General features: G+C 39.1%; 18 protein-coding genes and 2 pseudogenes. 14 read left to right on the top strand and 6 right to left on the bottom strand.

Annotated features, from left to right (window positions below; genetic code table 11):
• Window positions 1–158: 158 nt before the first annotated feature.
• The 4 genes from gyrB to dnaA all read right to left on the bottom strand — a co-directional run bounded on the left by gyrB (window position 159) and on the right by dnaA (window position 6,435).
• A complete protein-coding gene (gene gyrB, locus FTV32_RS12485) occupies window positions 159–2,627 on the bottom strand; it encodes a DNA topoisomerase (ATP-hydrolyzing) subunit B (protein ID WP_180028823.1) in 2,469 nt (822 codons plus the stop codon).
• A 55-nt stretch (window positions 2,628–2,682) separates the two neighbouring features.
• Window positions 2,683–3,765 carry a DNA replication/repair protein RecF gene (gene recF / locus FTV32_RS12480; RefSeq protein WP_035268612.1) on the bottom strand — a complete coding sequence of 361 codons (1,083 nt, stop codon included), beginning with the start codon at window positions 3,763–3,765 and terminating at the stop codon, window positions 2,683–2,685.
• Between the two features lie 29 nt (window positions 3,766–3,794).
• Window positions 3,795–4,943 (bottom strand): DNA polymerase III subunit beta, encoded by a 1,149-nt coding sequence (dnaN, locus tag FTV32_RS12475; RefSeq protein WP_180028822.1) that lies wholly within the window; start codon window positions 4,941–4,943, stop codon window positions 3,795–3,797.
• A gap of 106 nt (window positions 4,944–5,049) precedes the next feature.
• Window positions 5,050–6,435, bottom strand: a complete 1,386-nt coding sequence (gene dnaA / locus FTV32_RS12470; RefSeq protein WP_035268607.1) for a chromosomal replication initiator protein DnaA — start codon at window positions 6,433–6,435, stop codon at window positions 5,050–5,052.
• A 644-nt stretch (window positions 6,436–7,079) separates the two neighbouring features.
• Between dnaA and rpmH the strand changes: the two genes are divergently transcribed.
• The 13 genes and pseudogenes from rpmH to ssb all read left to right on the top strand — a co-directional run bounded on the left by rpmH (window position 7,080) and on the right by ssb (window position 18,298).
• Window positions 7,080–7,214 carry a 50S ribosomal protein L34 gene (gene rpmH / locus FTV32_RS12465; RefSeq protein WP_000831329.1) on the top strand — a complete coding sequence of 45 codons (135 nt, stop codon included), beginning with the start codon at window positions 7,080–7,082 and terminating at the stop codon, window positions 7,212–7,214.
• Between the two features lie 32 nt (window positions 7,215–7,246).
• The gene (rnpA, locus tag FTV32_RS12460) at window positions 7,247–7,639 is read left to right on the top strand and encodes a ribonuclease P protein component (protein ID WP_180028821.1); all 393 of its coding nucleotides are present in this window, start codon (window positions 7,247–7,249) and stop codon (window positions 7,637–7,639) included.
• 9 nt (window positions 7,640–7,648) lie between these two features.
• A pseudogene (gene yidD / locus FTV32_RS12455) lies at window positions 7,649–7,970 on the top strand (membrane protein insertion efficiency factor YidD).
• 5 nt (window positions 7,971–7,975) lie between these two features.
• Complete coding sequence (yidC, locus tag FTV32_RS12450; protein ID WP_180028820.1) at window positions 7,976–9,730, top strand: membrane protein insertase YidC; 1,755 nt, start codon at window positions 7,976–7,978, stop codon at window positions 9,728–9,730.
• Window positions 9,731–9,810: 80 nt separating this feature from the next.
• Window positions 9,811–11,175, top strand: coding sequence for a tRNA uridine-5-carboxymethylaminomethyl(34) synthesis GTPase MnmE (mnmE, locus tag FTV32_RS12445; RefSeq protein ID WP_180028819.1), 1,365 nt, complete (start codon window positions 9,811–9,813; stop codon window positions 11,173–11,175).
• A gap of 205 nt (window positions 11,176–11,380) precedes the next feature.
• On the top strand, window positions 11,381–12,622 hold the full coding sequence (locus FTV32_RS12440; RefSeq protein ID WP_180028818.1) for a tyrosine-type recombinase/integrase: 1,242 nt from the start codon (window positions 11,381–11,383) through the stop codon (window positions 12,620–12,622).
• 671 nt (window positions 12,623–13,293) lie between these two features.
• Window positions 13,294–13,530: an AlpA family transcriptional regulator gene (locus FTV32_RS12435; protein WP_180028817.1), complete on the top strand. Its 237-nt coding sequence runs from the start codon at window positions 13,294–13,296 to the stop codon at window positions 13,528–13,530.
• A gap of 3 nt (window positions 13,531–13,533) precedes the next feature.
• Window positions 13,534–14,130, top strand: a complete 597-nt coding sequence (locus FTV32_RS12430) for a hypothetical protein (RefSeq protein WP_180028816.1) — start codon at window positions 13,534–13,536, stop codon at window positions 14,128–14,130.
• Window positions 14,131–14,134: 4 nt separating this feature from the next.
• Window positions 14,135–14,353 carry a helix-turn-helix domain-containing protein gene (locus FTV32_RS12425; protein WP_151862552.1) on the top strand — a complete coding sequence of 73 codons (219 nt, stop codon included), beginning with the start codon at window positions 14,135–14,137 and terminating at the stop codon, window positions 14,351–14,353.
• Entirely contained in the window at window positions 14,350–14,856 is a 507-nt protein-coding gene (locus tag FTV32_RS12420) for a BRO family protein (RefSeq protein ID WP_180028815.1), read from the top strand. The genes FTV32_RS12425 and FTV32_RS12420 overlap by 4 nt, the downstream gene beginning before the upstream one ends.
• Entirely contained in the window at window positions 14,849–15,217 is a 369-nt protein-coding gene (locus FTV32_RS12415; RefSeq protein WP_180028814.1) for a hypothetical protein, read from the top strand. The genes FTV32_RS12420 and FTV32_RS12415 overlap by 8 nt, the downstream gene beginning before the upstream one ends.
• 62 nt (window positions 15,218–15,279) lie before the next feature.
• Window positions 15,280–17,706 (top strand): annotated as a pseudogene (locus FTV32_RS12410) (DUF927 domain-containing protein).
• A gap of 265 nt (window positions 17,707–17,971) precedes the next feature.
• Window positions 17,972–18,298, top strand: a complete 327-nt coding sequence (gene ssb / locus FTV32_RS12405; RefSeq protein WP_180028813.1) for a single-stranded DNA-binding protein — start codon at window positions 17,972–17,974, stop codon at window positions 18,296–18,298.
• 31 nt (window positions 18,299–18,329) lie between these two features.
• Here the strand turns inward: ssb and FTV32_RS12400 are convergent, their stop codons facing one another.
• Window positions 18,330–18,770 (bottom strand): type II toxin-antitoxin system death-on-curing family toxin, encoded by a 441-nt coding sequence (locus FTV32_RS12400; RefSeq protein ID WP_180028812.1) that lies wholly within the window; start codon window positions 18,768–18,770, stop codon window positions 18,330–18,332.
• Between the two features lie 7 nt (window positions 18,771–18,777).
• Window positions 18,778–19,857, bottom strand: coding sequence for a DNA-binding protein (locus FTV32_RS12395; protein WP_180028811.1), 1,080 nt, complete (start codon window positions 19,855–19,857; stop codon window positions 18,778–18,780).
• Window positions 19,858–20,869: 1,012 nt separating this feature from the next.
• Between FTV32_RS12395 and FTV32_RS12390 the strand changes: the two genes are divergently transcribed.
• A complete protein-coding gene (locus FTV32_RS12390) occupies window positions 20,870–21,091 on the top strand; it encodes a kynureninase (protein WP_180028810.1) in 222 nt (73 codons plus the stop codon).
• Window positions 21,092–21,177 lie beyond the last annotated feature (86 nt).

Raw genomic sequence — 21,177 nt, 5'->3', positions numbered from 1 at the left:
AAGTGATGGGAGAGCATGTTCAAGAGTGGATTCTAAATGTTCAGATAAAGACATAAAAAAATGAGCGTATTTACATACACTCATTTTTACTACATTTTTCTAATATTTGCTTAACTGACTGGCATTACTCCTAAGAGTGCTTTTTTTAACTTATAGCATTAAGCATCAATATCTGCATTCAATGCATTCTCTTCAATAAATGCACGACGTGGTTCAACATCATCACCCATGAGACAAGAGAACATGCGATCTGCTTCAATTGCATCATCAATCGTCACTTGAAGCATATTACGATTTTCAGGATCCATCGTGGTTTCCCAAAGCTGCTCTGCATTCATCTCGCCCAAGCCTTTATAGCGTTGGATCATCATGCCACGGCGTGAATCTGCCAATACTTGTTGCCATACTTGATGGAAGTTAGCAACATTGACTTTACGCTCACCTTTTTGCAAATAAGCCCCGTCTTCAAGTAACGTAAACCAACTCTTTGAGTTTTGAAGTAAACGTTTATATTCACCTGAACCTAATAAACCAGCATCTAATAAATAGTGATGAGGAAGGTTGTGTACATACACTGTTAAACGTGGCCAATAATGTGTTTCACGTGAACCATCTGCGAGTTCTTTTTCGAATGCTTCGAGCGTGAATTCAGGTCTTAAGCTTGGCTGTTGTGTTTCAATTGCTTGACGCAATTGCTCTACCCAAGACGTCACATAAGCTTCATCTTGATTTTGATCTAATTTAAAAGCATCTAAACCAAGTAAAGCATCTAACAAAGTTGCAGGATAACGAATCGTTAATCGCTGTAAGCTTTTTTGTGATGTCTGATAATCAGCAATGACTTTTGCAAGCGCTTCACCACGAATCGCAGGTGCGTCAGCACTGATATGTAATGCCAACTCATCAATTGCATTCGAAATTAAATATGTTTCAAGCGCATCATTATCTTTAATATACTGCTCTTGCTTACCTTTCTTTAATTTATAAAGTGGTGGCTGAGCAATATAAATATGACCACGTTCCACTAATTCCGGCATTTGACGGAAGAAGAACGTTAATAACAGCGTACGAATATGTGAACCATCCACGTCCGCATCGGTCATAATAATAATTTTGTGGTAACGTAATTTGTCTGGATTATATTCTTCACGACCGATACCACAACCTAATGCTGTAATCAGTGTTCCGACTTCAGCAGAAGAAATCATCTTGTCAAAACGAGCACGTTCCACGTTTAAGATTTTACCTTTGAGCGGTAAAATCGCTTGCATTTTACGGTTACGACCTTGTTTCGCTGAACCACCTGCTGAATCACCCTCGACAAGATATAGTTCAGATAAAGCTGGATCTTTTTCTTGACAGTCCGCCAATTTACCAGGAAGACCTGCTATATCAAGCGCACTCTTACGGCGAGTCATTTCACGTGCTTTACGCGCCGCATCGCGTGCACGTGCGGCATCAATAATTTTACCCGCAATTGATTTAGCTGCAGCTGGATTTTCAAGAAGATACTCTGAAAAAGCTTTATTCATTGCTTGTTCAACAGCAGGTTTTACCTCGCTCGATACCAATTTTTCTTTGGTTTGAGAAGAGAATTTTGGATCAGGAACTTTCACTGAAACAATTGCTGTTAAACCTTCACGTGCATCATCACCAGAAACTGCAACCTTCTCTTTTTTGAGTAAGTTTTCGTTTTCCATGTAGTTATTAAGGCCACGAGTTAAAGCAGCTCGGAAACCAGCTAAGTGAGTACCACCATCTTTTTGAGGAATGTTATTGGTAAAGCAACGTACGTTTTCTTGGTACGTATCATTCCATTGCAATGCAACTTCAACACCAATGCCATTATCAGCTTGCGTGGTAAAGTGAAAAATATCGTTAAGATGCGTTTTTCCTTCGTTAATGTATTTAACGAATTCTGATAAACCACCCTCATAATCAAATACATGTTCTAAACCAACACGTTCGTCACGTAGAACAATTCGGACGCCCGCATTTAAAAATGACAGTTCACGTAAACGACGAGCTAAAATATCGACATTGAAAATGGTCTGACTGAATGTTTCAGCACTTGGATAAAAACGTACACGAGTACCTGAACGATCTGTATCGCCCACCACCTTTAAAGGGTATTGAGGGTCACCATGGCGGTATTCTTGTTCATGAATTTTACCAGCACGATGAATTGTGAGTTCCAGTTTACTAGACAAAGCGTTTACAACTGAAACACCTACACCGTGTAAGCCACCAGAAACCTTATAGCTGTTGTCATCAAACTTACCACCCGCATGAAGAATCGTTAAGATGACTTCAGCAGCAGATACACCTTCTTCAGGGTGAATATCTGTGGGAATACCACGACCGTTATCTGCGACAGAAACAGATTCGTCTTCGTGAATGGTAACCAGAATTTCATCACAGTGACCAGCAAGGGCTTCATCAATCGAGTTGTCCACCACTTCAAACACCATATGGTGTAAACCAGTACCATCATCCGTATCACCAATATACATGCCTGGACGCTTACGTACTGCGTCTAAACCACGTAATACCTTGATGCTAGAGGAATCATAAGCCTTTTCAATGGTTTGTTCTATTTGAGAAGCAGCTTGATCTTCTGAACTCATGGTTACTCCCTAGTGAAAAAAAGGTCTATCCAAAGATGGAGAAAACTTCAAAAAATTATTGCACAACAACTTGAACAGAACCGTTTTCAACATTGAATAATTGATAGGAAATAGACAAATCATGTAAATGTTTTTGTACAGATTCATGGTCTAAAGTGGTAATGAAAACTTGACTACCAAGTTGGCTCAATCGCTCAATTAAACGTTGTTGTGCGGTTATATCTAATTCTGCTGTCACATCATCTAATAATACCACAGTTTCCTTATTAGACGCATGCAACATTGCGATCTGTGACAATTTTAAAGCCATGATTAATAATTTTTTTTGCCCACGTGACAGTACGGCATCTGCATCTCCTGTTGGGGTTTTTAACTTTAAATCTGCACGATGTGGACCATATTCTGTATAGCGTCTTTCGCAGTCTTTTTGATGATACAAAATCAAGTCTTCAGCCAAGCCATGTTCCACATGAAAGCCTGCTGCATACTCCATATGGATCTCGATATCTGGTAATAGTGTTTTAAGATCTTGCTGAAAAAATATCTGCCACTGTTCAACAATAGCCTGACGTTGTAAATGTAATATTTCACCGTACTCACTAAGCATTTTGTTCCATGCTTCTAAATCTTGCACCGTCAGATTACGTTTTGATTTTAATAAGCTATTTCGTTGTTTTAATGCTCTAGAATAAAATTGCCATGCATAGTAAAAATCTGGTTCCACGTGAAACATTAACCAATCAAGCAATTGTCGTCTTGGTTTAGCTCCGTGATCAATAATATCTGTACTCAGAGGGTCAATAAGCTGTAATGGTAAAATTTTGGCTAGCTGTCCTTGCGTGGCAATACTATCCCCATTCACTTTAATATTTTGCTCACCTGTAATGAGCTTTTGCATACCAATCTTTTCAGTAGCAGACTGTGCAAATACAATCGCATCCTGCATTTGATTTTGAATGTAATGTTTAGGAATATGTGTACGAAAAGATCGACCAGTGGCCAATAAGTGAATTGCTTCTAATATAGACGTTTTTCCTGAACCATTTTGTCCATAAAAAACATTAAACGGTTGCAACTCTTGGAGTGCAACCGCTTTTAAATTTCTCACACGCTGGATATTTAAACGCGTAATGAACATGACCAGATTAAACTAAATCAAAAACAACATTAAACACGCATCGGCATGACGACATAAGTTTGATCTTGATGAGCAGGATCTTGAACCAATACAGATTGGTTTGCCTCAGTCATTGTCATTAATACATCATCACCATCCAACACATTCAATACATCCAAAATGTATTGTGCGTTGAATGACATTTCCATAGGTGCATTATTGTATTGAATCGCAAGATCTTCAACTGCCTCATCTTGCTCAGGGTTATTGGCACGAAGTTGCAGTGAATCTGGATTGAAGTTTAAAAATACACCACGTAATTTTTCGTTACTCAGAATAGCAACTCGCTGTAATGATTGTTTGAAAATATCATGTGCAATCGTAACTGTTTTATCACCGCCACGAGGAATAACACGTCGATAATCAGGGAATTTACCATCAATTAATTTTGTAGTAATACGAACAGTAATATCACCCTGCTCTTTATCACGGCTTGGAATTGTCAAAGTAACATTCAGCAGTTCACGACCAATTAACAACGAGAGTTGATTATCTTCGATACTCAATAGACGCTGTAATTCACCGACCGCTTTACGAGGCACAATTGCTTGCACTAACTGCGAAGCATTCGAACTGGCCAATGTTTCACAAAGAGCAAGACGATGTCCATCTGTCGTCACTGCACGAAGCTGATTTTCATCAATTTCAAGTAAAGTACCTGTAAGATAAAAACGGACATCCTGAACAGCCATCGCAAAAGAGGTTTTTTCAAATAAACGTTTTAGTTCACGTTCAGTGACCTGAACTTGAGTCCCTTGACTATTTTCAGTCGTTAATAAAGGGTAATCCTCAGCAGATAATGTTCCTAATACAAAGCGGCTATTACCAGATTTCAAAATACAACGCTGGTCTTCTGTGATTTGTAAATCAATCAGTGCTGCTGTCGGTAAAGATTTACAGATATCCATCAATTTACGTGCGGGTACTGTGGTTTGACCTGCTTGTAAACATGCTCCCTCTAAAAGCGTTGTACTCGCAACAAGTTCAACTTCAAGATCGGAACCTGTAATCGTCAGTGCATCTTGAGTAACCTGAACTTTGACGTTTGAAAGAATATTTAACGTATGGCGACGTTCTACAGCACCTACAACATGAGACAAAACATTGAGTAAGCTTTCTTTCGCGATCTTCAAACGCACGATGGATTTCCTCTAAAAACAGTATATCGACGACAGACTAAAACACTTTTAATCATGTACTATGCGGCAGAATATGCCGCATTGCAAGAATAGAATTTAAACAGATTTAGCTTTGTAATAAGCGCATTAAATTTTTGTAATCTTCATTAAAGATGGGATCTTCAGCACACAAACTCTGCACTTTTTCACAGGCATGCATGACTGTACTGTGATCACGACCACCAAATGCCATGCCAATTTCAGGAAAACTGTCGCCCGTTAATTCTCTCGCAAGCCCCATTGCTAATTGACGTGGTCGAGCATATATACGAGTTCGTTTAGGTCCAACCAACTCTTTCAATGGGATACGAAAATATTCACTGACTACACGCTGAATATTTTCGGTGCTAATAGTACGAGCACGAATCGCAAGAACATCTTTCAGTGATTCTCGCACCACATCTAAGTCGATTGGTGTCCCTTTAAAACGAGAAATCGCGACGACTTTATTTAATGCACCCTCAAGTTCACGTACGTTTGCCACAACTTGCTGTGCAATAAAGAGCGCACAGTTACGAGGCAAATCGATACCATTACTTTCAGCTTTTTTAAGTAAAATCTCAATTCGAGTTTCAATATCAGGCGGTTCTACCCCTACCGATAATCCCCATGAAAAGCGAGATACCAAACGAGGATCTAACTCGGTCAACTCTTTAGGATAGCGATCTGAGGTCAAAATAATTTGTTTAGATTCATCTAATAAGGCATTAAACGTGTAAAAAAACTCAACTAAGCTGGCTTCTTTACCTGCAAGTAAATGGATATCATCCACTAAAAGTAAGTCCAGTGAACGGCAATTTTTTTTAAATTCTTCGACTTTACCTTGTTGAAGTGAACTCACAAAATCCTGAACAAAACTTTCAGCAGTCATGTACATCACACGAGCATTTGGTTTAGCTTGTAATAAAGCATTACCCACTGCTTGCATCAAGTGGGTCTTACCTAAACCAGTCGGACCGTATAAAAATAACGGGTTATGTTGAGGTTCGCCTAACTGAGTTAACACTTTACGGCAGGTTTCTGCCGCCATCTGATTTGAACGCCCTTCGACGAACAATGCAAAATTAAACAGCGGATTTAATAATCGTTTTTTTGATGTTTTTGTATTTTGCTGCTCATTGCTTTCTTTTTTTGCTCTGACTACAGGTGCTGCTGCTGAAGACTCAAGCGCTGCAGTTGTTGTCGCAGGTTGCTCTGAAGCAGATAAAATCGCGCCTGGTCGTGAGTCGACTAAAATTTCAACTTTACAAACACGTCCTTCAGACATTTGTTCTGCAAGAATGCTAATTAATTCTAAATGATGTTCTTGAATATAGCGTGTCCAGTAAGGATTAGGTGCATAAAGCTTTAAAACACCATCTACCTCTTCGGCAACCAATGGACGTATCCACATTGCAAAGACATTATCTGAGAGCTCTTGTCGCAAGCGATTTAAGCAGTCTGTCCACAGCATGTGAAACCCCTCATTCCATTTAAATTTAAAAACAACCCCATGAGATTGGGGAGGCAATCATACCCAAGTTATCCACATATGTCATGAGTAATTTTGAACTTTAAACACAAATAATCAAATTTAAAAGTCTAAATTTAAATTTAAAATAGGGTGTGGATAAGGTTTTCCACAAACTGTGGATAAATAAAAGCAATAACTTATCCACAATCTATAAAAAATATGAAAACATAGTTATCAACAACCTAAGTATATATATTTAAAAAAAAATAATGCCTTATCCATAGAAAATTACAACCCTAATAGTAATAAATTTAAATTTATAAATTTGAATTTATTTAATAAGATTCGGTTTTCTGTGGATAATCATTCCTTGTGTTTAAATTTAAATTCAAATTTAAAAATCAGTCATAATTAAATTTCATCTTGTGTATAAGTTTATGGATATTTCTGTGGTTAACTTAAATACTATAATAAAAACATATATTTATTTTGTGTATAAATAGATTATTTAACAAATTTATATCTTTCTCAGACTCAAGCAACTTTCATCAAAAGTGTTACACAATACTGTTTAATATTGACAGAACAAACAATGCACAATACAATCGCGAACCTTTATAGAACACCAACTTTGGAGTTTCGATATGAAACGTACTTTCCAACCATCTGAATTAAAGCGTAAACGCGTTCATGGTTTCCGTGCTCGTATGGCGACTAAAGCTGGCCGTCAAGTATTAGCTCGTCGTCGTGCAAAAGGTCGTCACAGCTTAACTGTTTAATACCAGTTTAGTTTATCGACGATTTGGGTGTTATGACACTTTATAGTTTCAGTCCAGAGGTGAGAATCCGCTGTGCTGCAGATTACAAAGGTGTATTTGATGGTGCGCTTTTTAAAGTGCATCAACCCCATTTCTTATTTTTAGCTACACCGACTAAACAGCCTAAAAGCCGTTTAGGTATTGTTGTTGCTAAAAAGAAAGTGCGCCGTGCACATGAAAGAAATCGAATAAAACGTATTGCTCGCGAAAGTTTTCGCTTAAATCAGCAAGATATAGATTTATTGGATATTGTGGTCATGCCTAAGGTAGGTATTGAGTCGATTCCGAATGCTGAATTGAATAAGCAATTACAATTTGCATGGCAGAAGCTACAGCGTCTTGTAAAAAAACATCATAAAATATCAGTTCCCTCTCCTCAAAGTTAGAGGTGGCCAATGGTCCGTATATTGCATTGGTTGATTCGTTTCTATCAAATTGCGATTAGTCCGCTCCTTGGACCTCGTTGCCGTTATTTCCCAACTTGTTCTCAATACTCGTTAGAAGCTATTCATATACATGGCCCGATTAAAGGTGTCTGGTATGCAACGCGACGGATTTGTCGTTGCCATCCGTGGGGTGGAAGTGGATATGATCCTGTTCCCAAAAAAGCAATTCGTTTTATTTCATTTCAGCAAATAGATTCTCAAATGACTCACGTTACTGTACCCTTGCGTGAGCGTTTATTGAACCAAAAATCACTCTAACCAATTGGGGTAATCGATATGCAACAATGGGCCAGGTTTGCAATTCTCGGGGCCATGTTTGTCACCGCATATTTGCTTATTCTTGCTTGGCAAAAAGACTATGGTCAAACTGAAACAACTGCTGCGACAGCACCTGCTGCCGTCGTTGCCCAAGATGTTTCTGCTGATCTGCCAACGAGCCAAACGACAGCGGGTTTAACTGATATACCGCAAGCAAATATTGCAGCTGAACAACAAGACACAACTACACCTGCAACAGCAAATCAACAATTAGTTGCTGTTCAAACTGATTTATATCATCTTTGGATTAACCCTAAAGGTGGTGACATTGTCCGTGTTGAACTACTCAATCATGATAAAAGTAAAAATAGTGAACAACCGTTCGTTATGCTTGAAAATGATGAGAAACGTACTTATGTCGCTCAATCAGGTTTAATTGGTTTAAATGGACCTGACAGTAGCCGTAGTGGACGTCCAACATTTGAGTTTGAAAAGTCGACTTATACTTTAGCTGATGCTCAAGCAACCACCAATAAAGATGGTGAAGCTGAGAAAGTGTTAAAAGTACCAATGGTATTAAAAACGGCTGATGGTGTTGAAATCATCAAAACGTTCACTTTCCAAGAAGGTGCATATCCAGTTAACGTAAGTTATCAAGTGATTAACCGTAGTCAGCAAAACTGGCAAGGTCAAATGTTTGGTCAGATCAAACGTGACAATTCTGAAGATCCAGGTAAAACTGATCAAGGAATCTTTACGCTGGGCACTTATTTAGGTGGTGCTTGGGGTACACCTGATGAGCACTATAACAAATTAAAATTTGATAATTTTAATGAAGAAAAGTTAAGTGTTGAGACTCAAGGTGGTTGGGTTGCAATGGTTCAGCATTACTTTGTAAGTGCTTGGGTGCCTGGTAACTTCGGTAACCAGCCGTATTCTGCAAAAATGGAGTCACGTAAATCTGCTGATGGTATGAATATCATTGGCTTTACTTCGCCTACCATTAATGTACCAGCTGGCAAAACAATGACTGTTGATGCAACATTCTACTCAGGTCCAAAAATTCAATCTGAATTAAAAGACTTGGCAACTGGTTTAAATCAAACGGTTGATTATGGTTGGTTATGGCCAATTGCGAAATTGCTATTCTTAGGTTTGCAATTCTTCCACGGCATTGTTGGAAACTGGGGTTGGTCAATTATTCTGTTGACAATTCTTGTGAAACTTATTCTTTGGCCTCTTTCATCTAAGAGCTATCGCTCTATGGCGAAAATGCGTGTGATTGCACCAGAAATGCAACGCATGAAAGAAGAGTTCGGCGAAGACCGTATGCGTTTCTCACAAGAAATGATGGCACTTTATAAGCGTGAACAAGTCAATCCATTATCTGGTTGTTTACCTTTACTTCTTCAAATGCCAATTTTCTTGGCTTTGTATTGGGTGCTCATGGAGTCTGTTGAGTTACGCCACGCTCCTTGGTTAGGTTGGATTCAAGATTTATCTGCAATGGACCCATGGTTTATCCTACCATTGTTGATGGGTGTGACGATGTATGTTCAACAAATGTTGAACCCACAGCCGACAGATCCAATGCAAGCAAAAGTCTTTAAGTTTATGCCGATTATTTTCACGGTATTCTTATTGTTCTTCCCTGCTGGACTTGTGCTTTACTGGATTGTCAACAACTTGATCACGATTCTTCAGCAAGGTCTGATTAATAAGAGTGTTGAGAAAGCTCGCTTAGCAAAAGAAGATACAGCATCTACGAACTAAGTTTTGTTAGTAGCTGAATCGATCCGCTTAAGGTGATATCCTTAGGCGGATTTTTTTTGCCTAGCTTTGAGATCAATTCAATGACGAACCTACAACATCAAACCACTATTGCTGCGATTGCAACACCGCCAGGTCGTGGAGGTGTAGGTGTAATTCGACTGTCTGGTCCTAAGGCATATGCCATAGCAGAGGCTTTAACTGGTAAGGCACTCGGACCTGCTCGTTATGCTGCATTTCGTCAATTCCTTGATGCGAATGGGCAAGTCATGGATGAAGGGTTGGTCATTTGTTTTCCAAATCCGAATTCTTTTACGGGTGAAGATGTAGTTGAGTTACAAGGTCATGGTGGACCAGTGATTCAAAATACATTATTGGGCCGACTGTTAGAGCTAGGTGCAATTGCAGCAAAAGCGGGTGAGTTTTCAATGCGCGCTTTTGAAAATGGAAAAATGGATTTAGTCCAAGCAGAAGCAATCGCTGATTTAATTGATGCTACTTCACAAGCAGCTGCTCGTTCTGCAGTACGTTCATTGCAAGGCGCATTTTCGGCCAAAGTAAATACAGTATTAGAAAAACTCATTCACTTACGATTACATGTTGAGGCGGCGATTGATTTTCCTGAAGAGGAAATTGATTTTCTTGCAGATGGAAAAATTTTAGCGTTATTGGAAGATGTGCAAGCATCAGTGGGTGCAGTACAACAATCAGCACGCCAAGGTCAACTTCTGCGTGAAGGTTTACAAGTGGTGATTGCAGGGAAACCCAATGCAGGTAAATCGAGTTTATTGAATGCATTGGCTGGTGTTGAGCGCGCGATTGTAACGGACATTGCAGGTACAACGCGTGATGTACTACACGAGAAAATAAGCCTAAATGGTTTGCCAATTACCCTGACGGATACAGCAGGTCTGCGTGAAACGGGAGATATTGTTGAGAAGGAAGGTATTCGTCGAGCGATTAAAGAAATAGAAAATGCTGATCTCCTACTCTTGGTTTACGATTTGAGTCAAGGTGAAGATCCGATGCATTTGGCAGATACTTACTTTGCTAATTATATCGATCCTAAACGCTTAATTTTAATCGCTAACAAATGTGATTTAGTAGATAGTGAAGCTAAAGTTGCTGATCTCCAAGGCTTTAGACACATTACGGTCTCAGCCAAGCAAGAAATGGGTGTTCAATCGCTTGTAGATGCGATTACAGCACATGCAGGCTTTCAGCCTGAAGAAGATACCTTTATTGCAAGAACACGCCACCTAGACGCAATGAAGCGCACTCAATCTTATCTTGCGGAAGCTCGTGAACAACTTGTTGTTTACCATGCAGGAGAGCTTGTCGCAGAATCGTTACGTCTCGCACAGAATGCATTAGGTGAAATTACTGGTGATTTTAGTGCGGATGATTTACTCGGAAAAATCTTTGGCTCTTTCTGTATCGGAAAGTAATTTCAATTTAAGTCTATATTTCAGTAAATTCTAATAAGTTCCAATGATAATTAAATAGCATTAAGTTTTAATAGCTTAGTGCTTTTTTTATGCCTTTTTATTGTTCCAATATGTTCTATACGTTCATCTAGTGCTATGATTTTTTTAGTCACCTAATAGCTACGTGACAATAAAACCTTATTTTTATCCCTGAGTGACTAGAATCATGCCAAAGATAAACGGCCTGTTTTTCTCTACTGATAGAGAGATTCAAAACCTTAAACCACAGGACAAGCGATATTCAGTTAAAGACAAGCTGAATAATGGGCTGTTTATTGAGGTTAAGGAATCAGGCGTTAAGTCGTGGCACTATCGTTATTCACTGGCAGGCAAGCAGGAACGGCTTGTTATAGGTCGTTATCCTGACTTGTCATTGAAGGACGCTAGACAGATCAGGGATGAATCAGCCTCATTGGTGGCTAAAGGTATTTCACCCAAACAAGATAAGACAAAACCTAAAGGCATTTTGTTTAAGGACTACGGCGAACGCTATTTAAAAGAAGTTATTAAAAAAGACCGTAAAGACCCTTACAACATGGTTTTATGCCTGAGCAATGACATTTATCCCATGATGGGCCACATTCCATTAGATCAGGTCAGTATTGAAGATATACGCCGTACTATATGGCGCAAAAAAGAACAGGGATATGATGCAGCAGCTAACCAAGTTAGAGGCTTATTAAAGCGCATGTTTGATTATGCAATGACTTTAGGCCTTGTACCTTATAACCCTGTTTTGGCTATCCCATCACGGCACGTACACAAGGCAAAGCCTAGAGATAGATATTTAAGTACAAATGAAATCCGCATCTATTACACCACCCTCCTAAACTCAAGAATTTATCGACCTAGAAAATTGGGCCTTTTACTGTCATTGCTTACATTGGTTAGAAAGTCAGAGCTATTGAGGGCCAAGTGGGAGCATATCGACTTTGATAGCCGTATATGGCTTATCCCTGAAACAAAGGCTGACAGTGCGACAGGTCATAGCCGTGAAATGGTCGTTTATATGTCAGATCAGGTTATAGAGATATTTAAGGAACTTAAAGCGATTGCAGGCAATGAGCCTTTTGTATTTGTAGGCAGAAAGTCAGGTACTCATATCAGCCATAACGCATTTAATACGGCGCAAAAGGCAGCACTGGCATTAACAGACTTGCCACCGTTTACAGTGCATGACTTGAGAAGAACGGCCAGCACTCATTTAAACGAGCAAGGCTTTAATAGTGATGCAATCGAGGCTTGCTTAAACCATACAGCCAAAGGTGTAAGAGGTATTTATAACAAGGCTAAGTATGAAAAAGAGCGTACAGAGATGATGCAGAAATGGAGTAATTATATTTTTAGCGTGATTTATGAGCCAAATCTAATTTTCTTTAATGCTGTTAAGACAAAACGTATTGGGTGATATTGTAACTAATTGTGTTCTTTCGGAAAGGGAATGCAGCTCAAAGCAACTAAAAGCAATTCAAACCAACTAAAGTGAAGTATTAAATGTATATTTATTCATCATTAGGATATGATTTTAAAATAACATTTCTTTTATTTTCAAATACTTAAATTTTCTTCGCGACAACAATTAACGCACTTGTTGGGTAAAGAGGTAGCCATTTAAGCATAACTCTTATAAAGTAAAACATAGAAATCTAATACATTCATTAAGAAGCATTTATGTCTAATGAGTGTAGGAAAGAAAGAAAAAGGTCAAACACGCCAATGCTTGACCCTTTTCATGGAACAGATGGCTTTAGTAACGCCAATTACTAAACGCCATTAATTTTTAACCGCCGTCTGGCAGGACACAAAACTAAGGAATCTTAGAAATGTAAAACGATTAAAAACTAAGTTTTTGTACTTTGATCAACAATGATAAACATTGATGAACGCTTTTATAGTAGTTCAAACATGACATAAGTCAATAAGAATGTTCATATACCCGAACATTCATTGTTAGTCATTGAACACTATTGAATAGCTATATATTGCTATATCCATTTAATAAAACTTAGTTTTTTTATAAAAATTACATTCCTATTTCTATTTTGTGTCTAGGCATTTCCACTATTGGAGAATGTTTAGATGACTACATCTAAAAAGCAACAAAACGAAACTATCCGTTTAATCCGCCGTAAAGAAGTGCAGGCAAAAACTGGCTTAGGTGCATCGTCAATTTACGCAATGATGCAACAAGGCACGTTCCCGAAAGCAGTCAATATTTCCGAACGCCGTGTCGCTTGGATTGAATCTGATGTAGACCAGTGGATTAATGAACGCATAGCAAGCCACAAAGCAGCCATTGCAACGATGGAGGCTTGAGCTATGGAGTTCACGCTACAAGATGCAATTAGCATCACCCAGCAGGCACAAAGAAAACTTGAGCAGATCAGCCATGAAGTAAACGGCGAGCAGATAAAAAACCTTTTTATTGATGTGTCCGACTTCACTTGCTTGGCCCTTGATTACTTCACAGATGAAGATAAAACCGAAGCCAATGCAAGACAGATCGAACAGGCTATCGACCTACTCGACCATGTTTCTATCCGAGCATCCGAATTAGGTGCAGAGGTATTTTCTAAGCCTTATTCAATTGATGACTACCTAAAAGCCGAGGCCAGCAAGCTAAATATCTTTTTACGCTTGGCACTGGAAACCTTGAGTATTACAGACCCAGCCGATCTATACGCCTATGCCCTTGCTTCATATTGTCCGACTGGCGAAGCGGATCAGGAAGCAGATTTAATCGTAAATGATGAAGCTATGAAGTTTTTAGAGGTTAAAGGCTTTAACGGAACGATTAAAGAGCTACTCAGTGAACATGCTGACATGGTGAAGAAATCAGGCGTTAAGGACGTTCTGATAATCCACATCGGAACGATTCACAAGTTGACCGATGCACTGTCAGGAATGGGAGCATAAGAACATGAACAACACCCAATTAAAACAAGTCCTAGCACACCTCAAGCAAGGCAAGACCATTTCACAGGCTGAGGCTATCGACCTTTTCAACTGCTACCGCCTGAGCGCAATTATTCAGCGTTTACGCAATGCAGGCTATGACATTGTGACCCATAACGAGCGCAATAAGTCAGGCATTGGCAGACATGCACGGTATGAGCTTGTTAAAGAGGTGGCAGCATGAACCCATCTATTTTTAATTTCAATGAACAAGGCGTTCGTGTTGTCTTGAGCAATACCAACGAGCCTTTATTTTGTTTGACTGACGTATGTAATGTCCTGTCGGTAAGCAGAACATCACGCTTATTACGTGAATTAGATTCAAAGGGTATGGCAGATTGCCACATCCTTACAAATGGCGGTACTCAAAAGCTCAAGTTCATTAATGAGCCTAACCTTTATCGCATTATTTTTCGATCTAATAAAAAAGAAGCATTGAATTTCCAAAACTGGGTATTTGCTGAGGTATTGCCGAGCATCCGCAAGACTGGGAGTTATGTAGCACGGCAGACAGCCTATGAAGAACTGAACCGCCTATGTATGCAGGAAAAAGTATCTAAGGATAAAGGTACATTTCATAGCCTGGGTATGCACCGCCGTAAACATGAAAAGCATTTAAACGCCGTCCGCATTGAAACATGCAAAGCTAATTTACAGCTAACTTTTGAGGGGGTAGGCCATGAATAAACATGTAAACCCTGAATTTTTCAAAGCCTTTGACCATTACAAAGCAATGCTTGAGCAGTATGGGGAACACCACCCCATCACTGAGCAGGCCCTTATTTTGACAATGCACTACACGCCTGAGCATATCAAAGCAGAGATGCACCAAAAGGCAAAAGAGTTGAACCTATTGCCACCGCCAAGCGGTTACACGGATGACGGCGAACCTATGTACCAGTTAGAGGACATTGCAAAGCATTTCGGCATTAGCTTTGAAGAAGCAGAACAGCGTTTATTGCAGATGATGGATAACCGCCAGCAAGTCGGATTATCAAATGACGGCGTTTTGATTAATTCAAATATCCATATCAACCGTGTGCAGTGAGGCCAATAATGAAAAATGAATCATTAGAAAGTGCGGTTAATGTTGTTGAGGGGGCAGTCACAATGCTTGATTATGACCACCCCAAAGAACTAATAACACCCGAAGCCATTTTAAACGAATGTACGCAGCTTGTATCGTTTAATGATGCTTATTCATCACATCCATTAATACAGCGTTTTGGCAGTCCTGAGCAGCCGATCTATGTTGATGATGGTAATGTGGATATAAACGGCGTTACTTATGAAAAGCCTTTGATTGTGCCTGTCTATGATGGGCAAATGGAGCTTGTTCAATGTGCTGTCATGCAAGATGGGCAGCGTGTGGCTGTCATGCCTGATGGATTGGCTAGAGGTTTTGCAAGGTATGGCGATTTTGACCATGCCCAACCTGTCATTATCACGTACAGCCTAGAGGCATTCTTTAAAGTCGCACAGACTGGCTACGCCGTTGTATTGGTCGTATTGCCTACCCTATGCAGCAACCATAAAACAGAACTAAAGCCGTTTGATTTTGAACAAATACAGTTCGTTATTAATCAGCTATCACAGGCAGGCTATAAGCAGCTTTATTTACCTGTCAGAATTGAGCAAATGCACCTTGAGCCATTTAAAAAGCTGGAGCAAAACACGGCAGTTAGGCTGCTATGCCAGTATTTAAAAATTGGTGTAAGTGAATTTCAGATCGAATTGACCCAGCATGAAAGCGTAAGTGAGGTGCTGGCATTTATTGATGAAGCGATAGAGGCTTTACCAGTAAAAAGTATTTTACCCAAAGGCCACCTGGCTAAACCGATGAAATGGGAAAACGGACATTTCCACATCACAGAGGCAGGCTTATATTTTGTTGAGGAAGATAAGAACGGCATAAGCCAAAAGCGTTTTATTTCAAGCCCTGTATTGGTTGTTGCTAAGACTAGAGATGATTCTAGTAATAACTGGGGTGTATTGCTCAAGTGGAAGGATGACAACGAGGTAGAACACACACAGGCCCTATCTATGGAGCTATTCCAGACGGACGGCGCAGACCTTCGCAAAGCATTGTCTTATCAGGGTGTAATGATTGCACCTGACCAACGAGCAAGAAACCTTTTTCAATGCTACTTAATGAGCTATCAAACAGGTCAATATGCCTTATGCGTGGATCGGGTCGGCTGGCATGATGACGTATTTGTACTACCTCATAAGCAGATCGGACAAAGCAGCAGTGATTTAATTGTTTATCAGGCTAACAATGCCCTAGATAACCGTTATCAAAGCAAAGGCACACTAGAGCAATAGCGAAGTAATGTAGCGCAATTGGCAGAGAATCATAGCTTATTGGCTTTTTCATTGTGTACGGCCTTTGCTGGGCAATTGCTAGACCCTCTTAACCAACAAGGCGGTGGCTTTCATATCAAAGGTGGTTCATCCAAAGGGAAAAGCACAGCCTTAAACCTTGCGAGTTCCGTGTGGGGCAATCCAAAGCAGTTTTATAGGACATGGAGAGCCACAGGAAACGCCTTAGAGAATACAGCCTATATGCACAATGATGGTTTTTTAGTGCTGGATGAAATCGGAGAGATAGCGAACCCCAAAGAGCTAGGAAACATTGTTTATATGCTTGCAAATGGCATGGGCAAAGGTCGCATGACTAAGCAAATCACAGCAAAGCCTATGCACCAGTGGAAAGTTATATTTTTATCCAGTGGGGAGAAAAGCCTTAAAGACATTATGAGCGAGCAAGGCCAAAAGACTAAGCTGGGACAAGAAATACGCTTGGCTGATATTGATATAGATCAGTCTGAGTACGGTATTTTTGACAGTATAGACTTTGCAGAGGATGCACCAAAACAAGCGATTGAACTGAGTAAACGCATGGCAGACTGCTACGGCGTGGCTGGCATTGCATGGCTTGAGTATCTGACCAGCAACAAAGGCGAGCGCATGGACGAAGCTAGAGAGCTTTTAGACCAGTATCGCCAAGTCTTAACCTTGAACCAGTCGCAAGGGCATATTGTCCGAGTGGCTAACTACTTTGCATTGGTGGCAACGGCTGGAGAGCTGGCAACAAAGGCCAATATTACAGGCTGGAAAACAGGCACAGCGTTTAACGCCGTACAAAAGGTATTTAATCAATGGCTGGGCAGTTTTGAGCAGGTCGGAGATTATGAGAATCGGGAAATTGTGACCCATGTTAAAGCATTTTTTGAGGCGAATGAATCAAGTCGTTTTGAAGCGATTACACCCGATCCCGATCATATCGAGCGTATCAATAACCGTGTCGGCTACTGGAAAATGGAGAACGGCGAAAAGATATTTTATGTATTGCCTGAGCAGTTTAAAAATGAAGTCTGCAAAGGCTATGACAGTCGCAAAGCAGCAAGGGCCTTACTAGCTTACAACCTACTTGAGCATGACACAGGCAAGACCAGCAAGACCGCAAGAATCCCATCACGGAAAAACGCAGTGAAGGTTTACGCCGTCAAAGAGGCTATTTTTAGCTGGGAATAGTAAAAAACGAAGGTAACAGAGGTAACACAGGTAACAACCGCATGAATAAAGGCTTACAGGCGTTACCTATTGAAAATGGTAACAGGTAACAGAGGTAACAAGTTCTAAATTTTCCCTCATTTGTTACCTATGTTACCCATCGTTACCCAAGCAAAAAAATATAGGTAACACCCTGAAACGCTGTCATAGCAAGGATGTTACCCATGTTACCTAATTTACCCATGAAAAATAGACATTCTGAGAAAATTTAGAGAGATTTAAGCCAATGCCAAACGTAAACAAAGTAACTGTGATGGGTGTATTAGGCCGTGACCCTGAAACTAAACAATTTCCCAACGGTGGCAGCATTACGACATTCAGCGTTGCAACTACTGAGTTTTGGAAAGACAAGGCCACTGGAGAGCGCAAAGAAGCGACTGAGTGGCACAGAATCACCACTAACAACCGATTAGCCGAGATTGCCAGTAAGTACCTCAAGAAAGGCGGAAAGGTTTATATCGAGGGCAGCTTGCGTACAAGGAAGTGGAAAGACAGTAAAGGAACGGATCGGGAAATAACCGAGATTCGAGCCGATGAGCTGCAATTGCTTTGATGCTTATAAGCCCCTTTGATGGGGCTATAATTTATGAATAGTGTTGCATTAGTTTTGAAATAAGTTCTTGCTTAAGATGTTCTTGAAATTCCGCATACTCAAGATATGAACAGATTAATTTTTCTAAAAACTCTTTATCCACAATATTTTCAGCTATATAAACTGCAATATTTTCAAAATCTCTCATCATTGACCCAACCAAAAAGCCATAGCCATTCAATTGAAGGAAATGTGTTACTGCAATCAAGGATGCTCTCTTATTACCATCATTAAAAGCATGACTTTTATTAACGCCGTAAAATAAGTGTGTTGCTTTTATCTCTAACGTTGGGTAATAGTCATCATTTTGAATATGAAATAAGATACTTTCTATTGCACCTATATCCTTTACTCCATGTAGCCCGCCCGACTGATCAATTACCCGGTCATGCTCACAGACTAAATAATGCAAATTAAGATAGATAATACTCATAAATTAGTTACCTATCTTTTAGACGCTTAAAAACATCTATATTTTCTTCAATACGTTCTTGAATTGTTTTACTACTTTCACCCAAGAATCGCTGAAACTCATCACTACTTAAATTTGTTATGTATTCTTCCAAATTATCATGTATCACTTGCCTTAATCCATAATCTCTACTTGCCATTCTTGTTCTAGCCATTTCTAATTGAGGCTTATTACCAGGATGAGCTGCATATTCCTCAAATAATTCATTCAATTCTTTTGGTGTTAACTTTTGACCTTTTTTTTCAAATGCTTTTTTCATTTCATACGCTAAACCGTTTTCAAATGAGGAAACTAGGCTCAAAATATCCGCATAAAAGGTATCTCTAATCCTATCTTTAGAGCTCAAGTTTAATAAGGCCTTGTACTCTTTTGATTTTTCTTTAAAAATAGACTGATAAATTTTATCTGTATAAACAGCGTATTTGTAATTCCCCATCTCCAAATAGTTATTAAGTGCTTGAGTAAATTCTTTTCTATATTCAGGCTCTTTCAGTACGGCATGTAAAAAATCTTCTTCTCTTTGATTGATGTATTTGGTACTTCCACCTGCTTTTTTATGTAACGTATCCAGTACGATATCGAGCATTACACCTCTTAAATGCTTTGCCTGTTCACTTTCATTTAATAGCATAGCCATATTTAAAAATGCACGAAAATTAAAAACTCCTAAACTTTTCATACGTGCAAGTCTTTGTTTATTATCAAATTTATCTTCATGAGTAACATCAATGTTACTCTGTGAAAGGTCAATTTCTAAATCGGAATAAATTAAATCACCGAATAAGTCTTTGAAATTTTTTAATCTTTGCCCTTTCAAAACCTCATAACCATTATGTAAAAGCTCATCACTATAGTTATTAACATATCGATTAATAGTCATTCTACTAACGTTAAAGAAGTCGGCAACTTGGGCGTTAGTAAACCAGACGTCATCTTCAAAGACTAAACCAGTCAATCCTAAATGAACTCTTAACTCATTTAAAGCTACATCATTATTTAGAAGATTTTGTCGATCTACTCTCGATTTATTAAGATCATTATTAACCATTTATATCAACCTAAATGCCAGTTTTTAAAAAAAGTATAACCATATTAGGCATTGAAAAGTGCATAACTTATCAGCAAAGGTAATTTTTTATCATTGTTCGTTATATCGCCATCTTATCAACATGACATAGATAGCATGTAGATGCTTTAGATATGATTAGATCGAAGCAGTCTAATTAGATAAAAATGCTTCTTTCATAGGGTGAGTTTCGCAAAAGATATAAATGGAATAATTACCCCCTGTTTTGTCGTTCTACGTCGTACAAAATCCGTATCAGTACGTATCAGTAAACAGTCTTAAATCTGACATGGCACACATTTTATATTTGTTGGACAAGGTACTGATAAAAGCACCCATAAAAATACACTGAAAGCCAAGCCATACAAGGCATACGGCGGTTTAAGTAAATATGCAGTTCGTCTAACTACGTCAAACAAGAAATACGCTTTTGTCTACCTAAATCTTGACTGGATTCTAAATCTAATCAAGTGATTTTTGCTTTACAGCTCACTTGCATCAAATACAGTGCAAGGCACGTACAGCAAGGCATACAGCAATTTAATAACTTTGATTCCGTATAACTACGTACAACAAAACAGCCTTAAATTATTCTCTACGGCGTTTATTTAATTTCTTTGATAGGACACCAGGAGAAAGACCCTCAAAACAGCTTCAAGGCTGTATACAGCAAGGTTTACCGTTTCTTGATGGTTGCTTGATTTCATCAAAGTACATCAAAGTAACCCCCCCCTAATTTCTTGTTTTACAGCACCACATCAAAAAGACCATCAAAACCACGCTCAAATTTAAATAGAGCAAGGTTTTAACCGTATTTAATGGATGCCTACCTTGTAAAACTACGTAAAACAAATATTAGGTTTTGTTAGGTTCAAACATGCCGTAATCTTGCCGCCCTAATTTCAGGTTTTACCAGGTTTGATAAGTTAAGCGAGTTTTACGATTAGCAAGACTTCTGTATCATTAACTTAATTATTTGAATAAGAGTATGATTATGAAAAATATAATATTAATTTCAGTGTTGCCATTAATCTTGATTGGTTGCGGAAATCCTAATAGTAAGCCTACCTATGGCGATTATGGATTACCTAAGAATTGTCGAGCACTTATACAAGCAAATATTGATGGATGGCGTTCTAAGCAATATACAACTGAAGAAGCCATGAATTCTATCGAACGTAACTGTGGTGCTAATGGAAAAAATTGGGACAATTAAAAAAAAGCATTATTAAGTGCTTTCCTGATGTATAGAAGAACCCCACATGTATTTGGCAACAGTGGGGTTTATTGGCATCTCTCTTT

The sequence above is a fragment of the Acinetobacter sp. YH16032 genome, assembly GCF_013417345.1.
Classification (GTDB): domain Bacteria; phylum Pseudomonadota; class Gammaproteobacteria; order Pseudomonadales; family Moraxellaceae; genus Acinetobacter.
The sequence above is the reverse complement of the archived record's forward strand: the minus strand, read 5'-3'. Positions and strand labels throughout refer to the sequence as shown.

Coding starts and splice junctions, on each gene's coding strand:
- dnaA (WP_035268607.1), bottom strand. CDS start 6,435: ATGCTGTGGACAGACTGCTTAAATCGCTTGCGACAAGAGCTCTCAGAT.
- FTV32_RS12430 (WP_180028816.1), top strand. CDS start 13,534: ATGGAGTTCACGCTACAAGATGCAATTAGCATCACCCAGCAGGCACAA.
- FTV32_RS12390 (WP_180028810.1), top strand. CDS start 20,870: ATGAAAAATATAATATTAATTTCAGTGTTGCCATTAATCTTGATTGGT.
- FTV32_RS12395 (WP_180028811.1), bottom strand. CDS start 19,857: ATGGTTAATAATGATCTTAATAAATCGAGAGTAGATCGACAAAATCTT.
- FTV32_RS12400 (WP_180028812.1), bottom strand. CDS start 18,770: ATGAGTATTATCTATCTTAATTTGCATTATTTAGTCTGTGAGCATGAC.
- rnpA (WP_180028821.1), top strand. CDS start 7,247: ATGACACTTTATAGTTTCAGTCCAGAGGTGAGAATCCGCTGTGCTGCA.
- FTV32_RS12415 (WP_180028814.1), top strand. CDS start 14,849: ATGAATAAACATGTAAACCCTGAATTTTTCAAAGCCTTTGACCATTAC.
- recF (WP_035268612.1), bottom strand. CDS start 3,765: ATGTTCATTACGCGTTTAAATATCCAGCGTGTGAGAAATTTAAAAGCG.
- FTV32_RS12435 (WP_180028817.1), top strand. CDS start 13,294: ATGACTACATCTAAAAAGCAACAAAACGAAACTATCCGTTTAATCCGC.
- FTV32_RS12420 (WP_180028815.1), top strand. CDS start 14,350: ATGAACCCATCTATTTTTAATTTCAATGAACAAGGCGTTCGTGTTGTC.
- FTV32_RS12440 (WP_180028818.1), top strand. CDS start 11,381: ATGCCAAAGATAAACGGCCTGTTTTTCTCTACTGATAGAGAGATTCAA.
- FTV32_RS12425 (WP_151862552.1), top strand. CDS start 14,135: ATGAACAACACCCAATTAAAACAAGTCCTAGCACACCTCAAGCAAGGC.
- mnmE (WP_180028819.1), top strand. CDS start 9,811: ATGACGAACCTACAACATCAAACCACTATTGCTGCGATTGCAACACCG.
- ssb (WP_180028813.1), top strand. CDS start 17,972: ATGCCAAACGTAAACAAAGTAACTGTGATGGGTGTATTAGGCCGTGAC.
- yidC (WP_180028820.1), top strand. CDS start 7,976: ATGCAACAATGGGCCAGGTTTGCAATTCTCGGGGCCATGTTTGTCACC.
- gyrB (WP_180028823.1), bottom strand. CDS start 2,627: ATGAGTTCAGAAGATCAAGCTGCTTCTCAAATAGAACAAACCATTGAA.
- rpmH (WP_000831329.1), top strand. CDS start 7,080: ATGAAACGTACTTTCCAACCATCTGAATTAAAGCGTAAACGCGTTCAT.